Annotated in this window: 11 protein-coding genes; 6 read left to right on the top strand and 5 right to left on the bottom strand. The window is 73.1% G+C overall.

Going from position 1 to position 12938, the window contains the following annotated elements; genetic code table 11:
* Positions 1-19: 19 nt before the first annotated feature.
* Complete coding sequence (locus tag ABZ924_RS25050) at positions 20-1033, top strand: NADP-dependent oxidoreductase (protein ID WP_361913866.1); 1014 nt, start codon at positions 20-22, stop codon at positions 1031-1033.
* 119 nt (positions 1034-1152) lie between these two features.
* Entirely contained in the window at positions 1153-3183 is a 2031-nt protein-coding gene (locus ABZ924_RS25055) for a phosphocholine-specific phospholipase C (RefSeq protein WP_361913869.1), read from the top strand.
* A gap of 7 nt (positions 3184-3190) precedes the next feature.
* Here ABZ924_RS25055 and ABZ924_RS25060 read toward each other — a convergent pair whose 3' ends face one another.
* Positions 3191-3727, bottom strand: coding sequence for a GNAT family N-acetyltransferase (locus ABZ924_RS25060; protein ID WP_361913872.1), 537 nt, complete (start codon positions 3725-3727; stop codon positions 3191-3193).
* 12 nt (positions 3728-3739) lie between these two features.
* Positions 3740-4465, bottom strand: coding sequence for a tyrosine-protein phosphatase (locus ABZ924_RS25065; protein WP_361913875.1), 726 nt, complete (start codon positions 4463-4465; stop codon positions 3740-3742).
* Positions 4466-4547: 82 nt separating this feature from the next.
* On the opposite strand from ABZ924_RS25065, the gene ABZ924_RS25070 reads away from it, so the two are divergent.
* Together ABZ924_RS25070 and ABZ924_RS25075 are read left to right on the top strand one after the other, a co-directional pair.
* A complete protein-coding gene (locus ABZ924_RS25070; RefSeq protein WP_361913878.1) occupies positions 4548-5249 on the top strand; it encodes a nitroreductase family protein in 702 nt (233 codons plus the stop codon).
* A gap of 75 nt (positions 5250-5324) precedes the next feature.
* Entirely contained in the window at positions 5325-6266 is a 942-nt protein-coding gene (locus ABZ924_RS25075; protein WP_361913881.1) for a zinc-binding dehydrogenase, read from the top strand.
* Positions 6267-6351: 85 nt separating this feature from the next.
* On the opposite strand, the gene pruA is transcribed toward ABZ924_RS25075, so the two are convergent.
* Together pruA and ABZ924_RS25085 are read right to left on the bottom strand one after the other, a co-directional pair.
* Positions 6352-7983 carry an L-glutamate gamma-semialdehyde dehydrogenase gene (gene pruA / locus ABZ924_RS25080; protein ID WP_361913884.1) on the bottom strand — a complete coding sequence of 544 codons (1632 nt, stop codon included), beginning with the start codon at positions 7981-7983 and terminating at the stop codon, positions 6352-6354.
* Positions 7984-8003: 20 nt separating this feature from the next.
* Positions 8004-8930 (bottom strand): proline dehydrogenase family protein, encoded by a 927-nt coding sequence (locus tag ABZ924_RS25085; RefSeq protein ID WP_361913887.1) that lies wholly within the window; start codon positions 8928-8930, stop codon positions 8004-8006.
* Positions 8931-9127: 197 nt separating this feature from the next.
* Between ABZ924_RS25085 and ABZ924_RS25090 the strand changes: the two genes are divergently transcribed.
* Positions 9128-10606, top strand: a complete 1479-nt coding sequence (locus ABZ924_RS25090) for a helix-turn-helix domain-containing protein (protein WP_361913890.1) — start codon at positions 9128-9130, stop codon at positions 10604-10606.
* A 107-nt stretch (positions 10607-10713) separates the two neighbouring features.
* On the opposite strand, the gene ABZ924_RS25095 is transcribed toward ABZ924_RS25090, so the two are convergent.
* Entirely contained in the window at positions 10714-11292 is a 579-nt protein-coding gene (locus tag ABZ924_RS25095) for a TetR/AcrR family transcriptional regulator (protein WP_361913893.1), read from the bottom strand.
* 90 nt (positions 11293-11382) lie between these two features.
* Between ABZ924_RS25095 and ABZ924_RS25100 the strand changes: the two genes are divergently transcribed.
* A complete protein-coding gene (locus ABZ924_RS25100) occupies positions 11383-12921 on the top strand; it encodes an MFS transporter (protein WP_361913896.1) in 1539 nt (512 codons plus the stop codon).
* The last annotated feature ends 17 nt before the right edge of the window (positions 12922-12938 follow it).

A 12938-nucleotide genomic window follows, 5' to 3' on the forward strand; every position in this document is an offset into this window, starting at 1 on the left:
CCTTCCTAACGTCTCGATCATGACCGAGAACACCGCTGTCGCCGTCCACCTGACCGCCCGCCCCACCGGCTTCCCCGACCCTGCCGGCTTCACCCTCGTCCGCACTCCCGTCCCCTCCCCCGCCCCGGGCACCGCCCTGGTGCAGAACCTGCTGCTCTCCGTGGACCCGTACCACCGCGGGCTGTTGGACGGCGGCGAGGGCGGCTTCGCGCTGCACGCCCCGATGGAGGGCCGGGCCGTGGGCCGGGTGATCGCCTCCCGCGACCCGGGCCTGCAGGAGGGCGACCTGGTCTTCCACCGCGAGGGCTGGCGCACCCACGCGCTCGTCACGCTCGGCGTCGACGGCACGCGCAAGCTCCGCGGGCACGAGGGGGTCCCGCTGGAGGCGTACCTGAGCATCCTCGGAGGCACCGGCCTGACCGCCTACGCCGCCCTGACCCGGACCGCGCGCCTGCGCGAGGGCGAGGACCTGTTCGTCTCCGCCGCGGCGGGCGGGGTCGGCACCGCCACCGGCCACATCGCCCGGCTGCTGGGCGCCCGCCGGATCGTGGGCAGCGCGGGCTCGGCGGCGAAGGTCCGCCACCTGACGGAGGTGCTGGGCTTCGACGCGGCCTTCGACTACCACGACGGACCGGTCGCCGAGCAGCTCGCGAAGGCGGCGCCGGACGGAATCGACGTCTACGTGGACAACGTGGGCGGTGACCACTTGGAGGGCGCGATCGAGGGGCTGCGGGAGTTCGGCCGGATCGCCTGGGTCGGCGGGATCTCGATGTACAACGGGGACCGCTCGCCGGCCGCTCCCCGCAACCTCTTCGAGGTCGTGCACAAGTCGCTGTGCCTGGAAGGGGTATTGGTTCGCCACCACACCAATCTCCAGGACGAGCTGGAGGACTTCCTGGTCCCGCACCTGCGCAGCGGGCGCGTGGGCACCGACACCACCGTTGTGCAGGGCATCGAGCACACCGTGGACGCCTTCCTGGGCATGCTGCGCGGGGGCAATCTGGGCAAGATGCTGGTCCGTCTCGACAGCTGATTCCGGCCACCCTGTTGTTCACGGACTTCTTGCCGCACGGATGTAGACCTTTGGCCCGGCGTCCCCCACGCTGTCCGTCGATGTGCCGCCGGGGCACTGGAGTTGGAGGCGGGAAGTCAGTGACACCGATCAGCCGCAGGGGCTTCGTGGGAATCGGCGCCGGGCTGGTGGCCGGGGCGGCCCTGCCCGCGGCCACGGCGACCACGGCGGCGGCGGCCGCCGCGACCGGCACCCTCACCGATGTGAAGCACGTGGTGATCCTGATGCAGGAGAACCGCAGCTTCGACCACTACTTCGGCAGGCTGAAGGGCGTCCGCGGCTTCGGCGACCGGGCGGCCGGCAACATCCCGGGCGGCTGGGGCACCTTCAACCAGCCCAACTGGGGCGGGCGCCAGTACCCGTGGAAGCTCAGCGCGACCCCGCCGGCGGGCGGGGTGGACGGCGAGACCCTCGCCCAGTGCAACGGGGACCTGCCGCACAGCTGGTCCTCGCAGCACGCCGCCTGGAACAACGGCCGGATGGACAACTGGGTGCTGGGCGTCGGCAACACCCGCACCCTCGGCTACCTGGACCGTGCGGACATCCCCTTCCACTACGCCCTCGCCGACAACTACACCATCTGCGACGCCTACTTCTGCTCCACCCTGAGCGCGACCGGCCCCAACCGGACGTTCCTGTGGAGCGGCGCGGTCGACGCCTCCAGCAAGGACGGCGGCGACGAGTCCGGGCTGACCTGGGAGACGTACGCCGAGGCCCTCCAGCGCGCCGGGATGACCTGGAAGGTCTACCAGAACGCCCAGGACAATTACGGGGACAACGGCCTCGCCTACTTCAGGAAGTTCACCGACGCCGCCCCCGGCGACCCGCTGTGGGACCGGGGCATGGCCTCGGTGCCGAAGGCCACCGGATCCACCCCGGACGACATCGCCGCCGCCATCCGCGCCGATGCCGTCGCCGGCACCCTGCCGCAGGTCTCCTGGGTGGTGGCCAACCAGGCCTTCTCCGAGCACCCGTACGCCCCGCCCGGCGACGGCGCGCACTTCGTGGACCTGGTCTACCGGGCGCTCGCCGCCAACCCGGAGGTCTTCGACTCCACCGTCCTGTTCCTCAACTACGACGAGAACGACGGCTTCTTCGACCACGTGCCGCCGCCTGTCGCCCCGCCGGGCACCCCGGGCGAGTACATCGACGGCGTGCCGATCGGCCTCGGCTTCCGGGTGCCGATGCTCGTCATGTCCCCGTGGACGCGCGGCGGCTGGGTCAGCTCGGAGGTGTTCGACCACACCTCGGTGCTCCGCTTCATGGAGACCTGGACCAAGGCCCTGGGCACGCCCGCCCTGTGCCCGAACATCAGCGCCTGGCGCCGCAAGGTCGTCGGCGACCTGACGGGGGTCTTCGACTTCACGCGCCCGGTGTACGGGGTCCCGGCCGGGCTCCCGTCGACCGCGAAGGTCATCGGGCAGGCGACGTGCGGCCCGCTGCCCAATCCGGCGCCGCAGGACAACGCGCTGCCGGGCCAGGAACCCGGGACGCGGCCCGCGCGGGCCCTGCCGTACCAGGTGAACGGCAACCTGGACCGGTTCGAGTTCGGCGCCGCCGGGAAGATCCTGGCCTGGTTCTCGATGACCAACCAGGGTCCGGAGGCCAAGCAGGCCGCGCACTTCTCGATCCACCCCCACCAGTACCGGGACACGGCGGCCTGGCAGTACACGGTCGACCCGGGCTCCACGGCGAGCGACTGGTTCAGCATCGGCCTGGGCAGCGGCTCCGGGAAGTACGACATCTCCATGTACGGTCCGAACCGGTTCCTGCGGCGCTTCATCGGCGACGCCACGAAGGCGGGCAAGGCGATCGAGGTCGCGGCCCGCTACGCCGTGGAGGCAGGGACCGGAAAAACGGCGATCTGGTTCAAGATGACCAACAGCTCGGCCTCCGCGGTCACCTTCACGATCCGCTCGAACGCCTACCGCACGGACGGGCCGTGGACCTACACCGTCCCGGCGAACTCCTCGCGCGAGGACTACTTCAACGCCGTCGCCTACACCAAGGGCTGGTACGACTTCACGGTCCTGGCCGACATCGACGGCACCTGGTCCCGCCGCTACACGGGCCACATCGAAACGGGCGCCCCCAGCACCAGCGGAAGCTAGGGACCGGCTACAGCACGTCCCCGTCGCGCCAGTCGAACCAGAGCCCCTCGGCGGGATCCGGCAGGGTCCCGCCGGGAGGCGCCCACACGTAGGCGGAGCCCTCCTCCTCGGGCAGCGCCACCGGCCCGGCCGGCGAGAGCGCCCCGATCCGGCCGGCCCACCTGGTCCAGCCGCGGGCGGCGTACAGGCCCGCCCCCGCCTCGGAGGCGGAGAGCGCGCCGAGCACGTACGCCCCGGAGACCACCTCCTCCAGGGCGGCCATCACCTGCCCGGCCAGCCCGCGGCCGCGCCGGTCCGCGCGGACGGCGACGGCCTCCACGTATCCGGTGCGCAGCGCCCGGCCGCGGTGCACGACGCGCCGCTGCACGACGCTGCCGTGCGCGACGAGACCGGACCCGTCCCGCACGAGGACGTGCATCCCGCCGAGGGCGTGCTCGAAGTCCTCGGCGCCGAAGTCCCCGTCGAAGGCCCCGACGAGCAGCCGCCGCACCTCACCGAGCTCGCCCGCACCGAGCCCACTGGTGTGCCGCACCACGATCCCCATCCCCCGACGGTATCAACGCCCCCGCAACCGCCGTTCGAGCCGCCGCAGCGCCCCGGCGTCCATGCCCGCGGCCCGCAGGTACGGTCCGGCGTCCAGGCCGGCGGCCGCGTCCCGGGCGAGCGCGTGCGCGGTGGTGCCGAGCCCGGAGAGGTAGGCGTCGATCTCGGCGCTGTCGTACGGGCGGCCCTGCGCGGCGTGCATCGCGCGCACCCGCGGCTCGCTGAGCGCATGGTCGTCGGCGACCTCCTCGGGGCTCGCGCCCGCCAGGCGCAGCAGCACGAGCGCGATGATGCCGGTGCGGTCGCGGCCCAGGCCGCAGTGGAAGGCCACTCCGCCGGGCGGCGCGTCGGCGATCGCGGTGGCGACGGCCGCGACGCGGTCCGGGAAACGGGTCAGAAAAGGCCGGAAGTAGGCGGGTGTTGCGAAGCCCGGGGTGCCCCACCAGTGGTCCCAGAAGTCGCGGTGCTCGATGCCGTCGAGGGGGATGCGGACGGTGGTCAGGCCCGGCGGACGCGGTGCGCGGTCCGGCCGGACCTCCCCGTCATCCCGCAGGTCGACGACGGTGCGGATGCCGTGGGCGGCCAGGGTGGTCCAGCCGCGGGCGGTGAGCCGGTCGAGGGCGTCGGCGCGGACCGCCGCCCCGGGGGCGACCCCGTCCGGCCCGCCCGGGCCCCCAAGGTCTCGGACGTTGAAACAGCCTTCCCACTCCAGGAATCGACCGGTGCTCGTCACCGCCATTACCCCCCTGTCGGCACAGAACGGACAACCGGGCAGGACGCACCGCTGGCCCCGGCGGTTCCCCCGTCGGCACACTCGTCCCATGTCGCCTACCGCCCAGCAGTGGACCCCGACCCACGGCCAGCCGTACCGGCCCGTCGCCTACCGGCCGGCGCGCATGCCGAGCAGCGAATCGCTGGCGCGCGCCGCCGAGTTGCGCAACCGGATGGACGAGCGGCGCACCGTACGCTCCTTCTCCCCTGACCCCGTGCCCGAGCAGGCGGTCCGCGACGCCATCGCCTGCGCCGCGACCGCGCCGTCCGGGGCGCACCAGCAGCCGTGGACGTTCGTCCTGGTCAAGGACCCGGCCGTGCGGCAGCAGATCCGGGCCGCGGCCGAGCAGGAGGAGGAGATCTCCTACGACGGCCGGCTCGGCGACGAGTGGCTCCAGGCCCTGCGCCCCCTCGGCACGGACGCGGTCAAGGCCCACCTCACCGACGCCCCGGCCCTGATCGTCGTCTTCCAGCAGCGGTACTGGCTGGGGCCCGACGGCACGAAGCGCAAGCACTACTACGTCGACGAGTCGGTCGGCATCGCGGTCGGGATGCTCCTGACCGCCCTGCACCTGTCCGGCCTGGCCGCCCTGATCCACACCCCGAGCCCGATGCGCTTCCTCTCCCACGTCCTCGGCCGCCCGCAGAACGAGAAGGCCTTCGCCGTCATCCCGGTCGGCTACCCGTCCGACGACTGCGAGGTCCCGGACCTGGTCCGCAAGTCCCTCCCGCAGGTCATGGTCGAGGTCTGACGCCGGGCCCCCCGGGCCGAAGTGCCGCCCGCCTATCCTCGGAGGCGACCAAGATCGTCAACAGGGGAGGTTGCCGTGCTGCGCATCCGGTACGAGGTGTCCGGCGGGCCCGAGGTGTTGTTCGCGGAGGACGTGGCGGTGCCCGTGCCGGGGCCCGGGGAGGTGCTCGTCGCGGTCGAGGCCGTCGGGGTCACCCTGCCCGTGGTGCGCAAGGTGCGGGAGGGCAGCGAGGCGATACCGCTCGGCGGGGAGGTCGCCGGGACCGTCGCCGCGCTCGGGAAGGGTGTTTCCGGCTTCGCCGTCGGCGACCGCGTCACCGGGCTGTGCTTCGGGCACGGCTACGCCGAGTACGCGCTGCTCGCGGCGCCGTTCGTCTCGCCCGTGCCCGAGGGGGCCGGCGCCGTGGAGGCCGTCGCCCTGGTGCGCAGTGGGCTCGTCGCCCGTGGCGCAGTGGCGGCCGGGCGGATCCGGCCCGGCGAGTCGGTGCTGGTCACGGCCGCCGCGAGCGGGGTCGGCAGCCTCGCCGTGCAGCTGGCCCGGGCCGAGGGGGCGGGGCGCGTGGTCGCCGCCGTCTCCAGCCGGGACAAGGCGGACTTCGTACGGGGCCTCGGCGCCGACGAGGTCGTGGTGTATGCCGAGCCCGACGCCTGGGGCGCGCCCTACGACGTCGTCCTCGACGGGGTCGGCGGCGAGCTGCTCGGCCCCGCCGTGCGGGCCCTGGCCACCGGCGGCCGGCTGGTGGCGTACAGCTCGGGCGGCGGCACCGTGGAGGCGTACGAGCTGCTGGTGCGCGGGGCCTCGGTGATCGGCTTCCAGATCCGGGCCGTGGCCCAGGGCCGGCCCGAGGAGTACGAGGCCTGGCGGCGCGGGCTGTGGGAGGCGTACACCGCGGGCACGCTGCGCCCCGCCGTGCACGGGGAGATCCCGCTCGCCGAGGCCGCCCGGGCGCACCGGCTCGTCGAGGAGCGGCGCAACCTCGGCAAGGTGGTTCTGGTGGTCCCGGCAGCACGGGCCTGAAATGGATACCGCCCCCGCTCCGGGCTTGGGGGTACCGGAGCGGGGGCGGGGTTTCTGCGGGGCGGTCAGCCCCTGTGGGGGACGGTCAGCCCATGTGCGGGTAGCCGTACTCGGTCGGCGGGACCAGCGTCTCCTTGATGGAGCGCGTCGAGACCCAGCGGGTCAGGTTGCTGGCGGCGCCGGCCTTGTCGTTGGTGCCCGAGGCGCGGCCGCCGCCGAAGGGCTGCTGGCCGACGACGGCGCCGGTGGACTTGTCGTTGATGTAGAAGTTGCCCGCGGCGAAGCGCAGCTTGTCCATCGCGTCCGCGGCCGCGTAGCGGTCGCCGGCGATGACCGAGCCGGTCAGGGCGTAGGCCGAGACGGACTCCATCTGCGCGAGCATCTCGTCGAACTTCTCGTCCTCGTAGACGTGCACGGCGAGGATCGGGCCGAAGTACTCGGTCGTGAAGACCTCGTTCTCCGGGTCGGTGCACTCGATGACGGTCGGGCGCACGAAGTAGCCCTCGGAGTCGTCGTACGTGCCGCCGGCGACGATGGTGCAGGTCGGGTCGGCCTTGGCGCGGTCGATCGCGGCCTTGTTCTTGGCGAAGGAGCGCTCGTCGATGACGGCGCCGATGAAGTTGGTCAGGTCGCGGACGTCACCCATGGCGATGCCGTCGACCTCGGCCGCGAACTGCTCCTTGAAGCCGTCGTTCCAGATGGAGGCCGGGATGTAGGCGCGGGAGGACGCCGAGCACTTCTGGCCCTGGAACTCGAAGGAGCCGCGGGTCAGGGCGGTCTTCAGGACGGCGCGGTCCGCGGAGGGGTGCGCGACGACGAAGTCCTTGCCGCCGGTCTCGCCGACGAGGCGCGGGTAGGACTTGTACTTCTCGATGTTGTTGCCGACCGTCTTCCACAGGTACTGGAAGGTCTTGGTCGAGCCGGTGAAGTGGATGCCGGCGAGCTCGGGGTGGTTCAGGGCCACCTCGGAGACGGCGATGCCGTCGCCCGTCACCAGGTTGATGACGCCCTTGGGCAGGCCGGCCTCCTCCAGGAGCTCCATGAGGAGGACCGCGGAGTGGGTCTGCGTCGGGGACGGCTTCCAGACGACCACGTTGCCCATGAGGGCGGGGGCGGTCGGCAGGTTGCCGGCGATGGCGGTGAAGTTGAAGGGGGTGATCGCGTAGACGAAGCCCTCGAGCGGGCGGTGGTCGCTGCGGTTCCACACGCCGGCGGAGTTCGCGACCGGCTGCTCGGCCAGGATCTGGCGGGCGAAGTGGACGTTGAAGCGCCAGAAGTCGACGAGCTCGCACGGCGTGTCGATCTCGGCCTGCTGGGCGGTCTTCGACTGGCCGAGCATGGTGGAGGCGGCCAGCTTCTCGCGCCACGGGCCGGCGAGCAGCTCGGCGGCGCGCAGGATGATCGCGGCGCGGTCGTCGAAGGACATGGCGCGCCAGGCGGGGGCGGCGGCCAGGGCGGCGTCGACCGCGTCCTGGGCGTCTGCCTGCGTGGCGTTGGCGTAGGTGCCGATCACCGACTTGTGATCGTGCGGCTGGACCACGTCGAAGCGCTCGCCGCCGCCCATCCGCTTGACGCCGTTGATCGTCATCGGCAGGTCGATCGGGTTCTCGGACAGCTGCTTGAGCTGCGCCTCGAGACGCGCGCGCTCGGCGCTGCCGGGGGCGTACGAGTGGACCGGCTCGTTGACCGGGGCGGGGACCTGGGTCACAGCATCCATGGGGAAGGTAACTCCTTGACCTAGTTCTTGGTGATCATCGAGCGGAGGAAGAAGAGCAGGTTCGCGGGCTTCTCCGCGAGGCGGCGCATGAAGTAGCCGTACCAGTCGGTTCCGTACGCGGTGTAGACGCGCATGCGGTGGCCCTCGGCGGCGAGGCGCAGGTGCTCCTCGCTGCGGATGCCGTACAGCATCTGGAACTCGTACTCGTCCAGCTTGCGCCCGGCCTTGCGGGCGAGCTCCTGCCCGATGGCGATCAGGCGCGGGTCGTGGGACCCGATCATCGGGTAGCCCTCGCCCTCCATCAGGACCTTCAGGATGCGGACGTAGGCCTTGTCGATCTCGCCCTTGTCCTGGTACGCGACCTCGGCGGGCTCCTTGTAGGCGCCCTTGACGATGCGGACGCGGCTGCCGGCGGCGGCGAGGCGCCGGGCGTCGGCCTCGGTGCGGAAGAGGTACGCCTGGATCACGCAGCCGGTCTGCGGGAAGTCCCGGCGCAGCTCCTCGTGGATGGCGAACATCGAGTCGAGGGTGGTGTGGTCCTCGGCGTCGAGGGTGACGGTGGTGCCGATGGCGGCGGCGGCCTCGACGACCGGGCGGACGTTGGCGAGGGCGAGCTCGTGGCCGCCCTCCAGCGCCTGGCCGAACATCGACAGCTTGACCGACATCTCGGCCTTCTCGCCCAGGCCCAGGTCCTTCAGGCGCCCGATGAGCTCGAGGTAGGCGTCGCGGGCGGCGTGGGACTGCTCCACGGTGGTGATGTCCTCGCCCACCACGTCGAGGGTGACCTCCAGGCCCTTGGCCGCGAGGTCCTCGACGATCGGGATGACCTGGTCGACCGTCTCGCCGGGGATGAAGCGGGTCACCACGGGCTTGGTCACCGGGGCGGCAGAGACGATTCGGCGCATCTTGTCGCTGCGCGAAGCGGCGAGGATCGCGGGACCCAGCACGGGGACCTCCAACAGGTGGCAGAAGAGGCGTACGGTCCGCGCGGGGGTGGGCGGGGGCCGTAAGGAAAACGCATGTAAAACCACCGTGAAATTTAAGGATGGCCTGGATCCTCTGCCATCGACAGCTGTCACGCATCCGTGTCCCCGATCTCATACATGTGTCTGAAGACCGGGTTTCCGGGTGGGAGAATGTCCGGGTGAAGGGCGATTACCAGGACCTCGTGGACGAGATCTCGGCGCTGCTCGGCGCCCCGGCGACGCTGGAGAACCGGGACTTCCGGCTGATCGCCTTCGGCGCGCACGACAGCGACGACGACCTCGCCATGGACCCGGTGCGCACCCGCTCGATCCTGACCCGGCAGTCGACGGCCGCGGTGCGGGCCTGGTTCGAGGGCTTCGGCATCGCGCGGGCCACCGGCCCGGTACGGATCCCGGCGGCGCCCGATGCGGGGGTGTTCCGGGGGCGGCTGTGCCTGCCGGTGCGCTACCGCGGGATCGTGCAGGGCTATGTGTGGCTGCTGGACCAGGAGCCCGGCCCCGGGCCGGAGGCGCTGGCCGCGGCGATGGAGGTGGCCGACCGGATCGGGGTGCTGCTGGCGCAGGAGGCGAAGGCGGGGGCCGACCTGTCGCGGGAGTTCCTCACGGCGCTCACGGCCGGGCGGGGCTGGCAGCAGGACATGGCGGTGGCCTCGCTGCGGGCGGCGCTGGGCCCGGCGGCCTCGGACGGGCTGCATGCAGTGGTGTGCGTGGCGCCGTGGACCGGGGAGGCTCCCGCGTCGGTGCCGGGTGCGGCGGCGGTGTGCCTGGTTCCGGGGGCGGGGCGCGGCGACGCCTCCGGGCGGGACGGCGCCGGGGGTTCGGGGGGGTCCGGGGGCTCCGGGGGCTCCGGGGGCTCCGGGGGCTCCGGGGGCTCCGGGAGCTCCGGGAGCTCCGGGAGCGACGGGCCGGGTGGCCCCGGGGCGCCCGACGGGCCGGGCGCGGGCGGCGGGGCAGCGGCGCTCGCGCTGCTGGTCAGGCTCCGCTCGGCGGACGTGCTCACCCCGGCCGAGACCCTGGCGGCCCGACTGCTCGCGGCGGGCGGCGGCACGGGATCCGGCGCGGCCGCCGGCCCGGGACCGGGAACAGGGCCCGGCGCGGGGTCCCGTACGGCGTCCGGCTCTGCGGCGACCGCTGCGGCGGGCGCGGGCTCCCGCACGGCCTCCGGGGCGGCGGCCTCCGGGGCGGCCCGGGCGGCGTCCCGGCCCGCGGCGGCGCGGGTGGCCGCGGGGATCGCCGAGCCGGGCCGGGGGCTCGCGCACCTCGGCGGCGCCTGGGCCCAGGCCGCGGCAGCGGCGCGGGCCGCGGCGGCCCAGCCGCGGCTCGGCCCGGTGGCCCGCTGGGCGGCGATCGGCCCGTACCGGATGCTGTCGGCGCTGGCGGCCGTCGACCCGGCGCAGGACCCCGCGGCGCGCGCCCTGCTCGCCCCCGCCCAGCGGGAACTGGCCCGCACGGCCGAGGTGTTCCTGGACTGCGCGGGCCAGGCGGGCCGTGCGGCGGCGGCCCTCGGCATCCACCGGCAGACCCTGTACTACCGGCTGGCCCGGGTGGAGCAGCTGACCGGCCTGGACCTCGACGAGGGCGAGGACCGCCTGCTGCTCCACATGGCCCTCAAGACCGCCCGCCTGCACGGAGGCTGACGGAACGGAGACTGACGGCACGGCGGCCGGACAGCCCGGCCGCGACCCCAGCCCCAGTCAGGCCCCGTCAGGCCCCGTCAGCCCCAGTGAGCCCTCGTCAGCCCCCGTCAGCCCTCGCTCTTGCGCACTCCCTCGGCGATGCGCCGCAGGGCCTCGGTCAGTTCCTCGGCCGTGACCGCCCCTTCGGGGTTGGACAGCCACTGCGCCATCACGCCGGTCAGCAGGGCCTGGTACAGACCGCCGAGCGTGCGGACGTCGCGCTCGTCGAGCTCCTCCTCCGGGATGCCGGTGAACATCGAGGTCAGCCCCCTGCGCCCCTCCGGCTCCGCGGCGAGCAGCATCTCCCGCAGCTGCGGCAGCCGGTCCCGGTCGAGGACGATCTCCATGCTGGCCGCCCACATGGGCGCCGACTCGGCCTGACGGCTGATCACTCCCTCCCAGACCGACCGGAACCGCTCCAGCGAGCCGCCGTCGCCCGCGACCTCCGGCCTGAAGGCGTCGCCCCACTCCCGCGCCAGCTCCACGTAGGCCTGTGTCAGCAGGGCGTCCTTCGAGCCGTAGTGATAGCCGATCGACGCCAGGTTCGCGCCCGAGGCGGCCACGACGTCCCGCGCGGTCGTGCGCGCAAAACCCTTTTCGACCAGGCACTTCTTGGCGCCTTCGAGCAGATCTTCACGGTGTCCCATGCTCGACACAGTACCAAGACGACCGTCACAGACAACAGTTCCATACGATCGTTCTAGACAGACGTTTATGACGTCTGTACATTGCTGCTCATGACGAACTCCGCCGTACGTCCCGCCGGCCGCCGGGAATGGATCGCCTTCAGCGTCCTCCTGCTGCCCCTGCTCCTGGTCTCGATGGACGTCTCTGTCCTGTACTTCGCCATACCGGCGATCACCCGGGAGCTCGACCCGAGCGCCACCCAGCAGCTCTGGATCTTCGACAGCTACGCCTTCGCCCTCTCCGGGCTGCTCATCACGATGGGCTCGCTCGGCGACCGCATCGGCCGCCGCAGGCTGCTGCTGATCGGAGCGGCCGCCTTCGGCCTCGCCTCCACGCTCGCCGCCTACGCCCCGAGCGCCGAACTGCTCATCCTCGCCCGCGTCGTGCTCGGCATCGGCGGCGCGACCCTGATGCCCTCCACGCTGGGCCTGGTCCGCAACCTCTTCCAGGACGACGCGCAGCGCGGCAAGGCCATCGCCATCTGGTCCGCCGCCATGACCGGCGGCATCGCCCTCGGTTCGGTGATGAGCGGCGTCATGCTGAACCACTTCTGGTGGGGCTCGGTCTTCCTCGTCAACGTGCCCGCGATGCTGCTCCTGTTGACGCTGGTGCCGGTGCTGGTGCCCGAGTTCAAGGATCCGGCACCCGGGCGGTTCGACCTGCTGGGCGTCCCGCTCTCGATGGGCGCCGTCCTCCCCGTCGTCTACGGCCTCAAGGAGATCGCCGCCGAGGGCCTCTCGACGGCCCGCGGCCTGTGGATCGCCGCCGGCCTGGTCCTCGGGTACGTCTTCGTCCGCCGCCAGCGCACCCGCGAGGACGCCCTGATCAGCCGGGACCTCTTCCGCAGCCGCGTCTTCGGCGCGGGCATCGCCCTCAACACCGTCGCCGCCTTCGCCGTCATGGGCTCCGCGTACTTCACCACCCAGTACCTGCAGTCCGTCCTCGGCATGGGCACCCTCGAGGCCGCGCTCTGGAGCCTCGCCCCCTCGGTCGCCATCGGCGCCGCCGCCCCCGCCGCCGCGGCCCTGGCCCGCACGACCGACCGCGCCCACGTCATCGCCGGCGGCTTCGTCCTCGCCGCGGCCGGGTTCGTCCTGATCGCCGTGGTCGGCACCGACTCCCTGTGGCTGCTGCTCGGCGCCGCCGCGGTGCTCTCCTCGGGGATCGTCGTGGTGATGTCCCTGGTCTCCGACATGGCCCTGGCCTCAGCCCCCGCCGAGAAGGCCGGAGCGGCCGCCTCCCTGCTGGAGACCGGCTCCGAGTTCGGCGGCGCGCTCGGCATGGCCCTGCTCGGCAGCATCGGCACCGCCGTCTACCGCAGCGATCTGGCCGGCGCCGACCCCGCCGCACGGGAGACCCTGGGCGCCGCGGTCGCCGCCGCCCGCCGGCTCGGCGGCCCCGCCGGCGAGCAGCTGCTGGCCGTGTCCCGCGAGGCCTTCGTCCACGGAATGCACTACGCGGCCCTCGGCGCCGCCGCCCTGCTGCTGGCCACGGCCGTGCTCGCCGCGGCGCTGCTGCGCGGGCGCGCGGGCCGCCTCCCGGCTGCCGTCGGGGCCGAGGCGCCCGCCCTCACCGGGGCCGACTGCTGAGCGGTCCCGCCGGACGG

This window comes from Streptomyces sp. NPDC046876 (assembly GCF_040645035.1).
Lineage (GTDB): Bacteria > Actinomycetota > Actinomycetes > Streptomycetales > Streptomycetaceae > Streptomyces.

Bases quoted from the DNA above. Each gene is read 5' to 3' on its own strand.
- ABZ924_RS25070 (WP_361913878.1), top strand. From the start codon at position 4,548: ATGTCGCCTACCGCCCAGCAGTGGACCCCGACCCACGGCCAGCCGTAC.
- ABZ924_RS25095 (WP_361913893.1), bottom strand. From the start codon at position 11,292: ATGGGACACCGTGAAGATCTGCTCGAAGGCGCCAAGAAGTGCCTGGTC.
- ABZ924_RS25060 (WP_361913872.1), bottom strand. From the start codon at position 3,727: ATGGGGATCGTGGTGCGGCACACCAGTGGGCTCGGTGCGGGCGAGCTC.
- ABZ924_RS25100 (WP_361913896.1), top strand. From the start codon at position 11,383: ATGACGAACTCCGCCGTACGTCCCGCCGGCCGCCGGGAATGGATCGCC.
- ABZ924_RS25050 (WP_361913866.1), top strand. From the start codon at position 20: ATGACCGAGAACACCGCTGTCGCCGTCCACCTGACCGCCCGCCCCACC.
- ABZ924_RS25065 (WP_361913875.1), bottom strand. From the start codon at position 4,465: ATGGCGGTGACGAGCACCGGTCGATTCCTGGAGTGGGAAGGCTGTTTC.
- pruA (WP_361913884.1), bottom strand. From the start codon at position 7,983: ATGGATGCTGTGACCCAGGTCCCCGCCCCGGTCAACGAGCCGGTCCAC.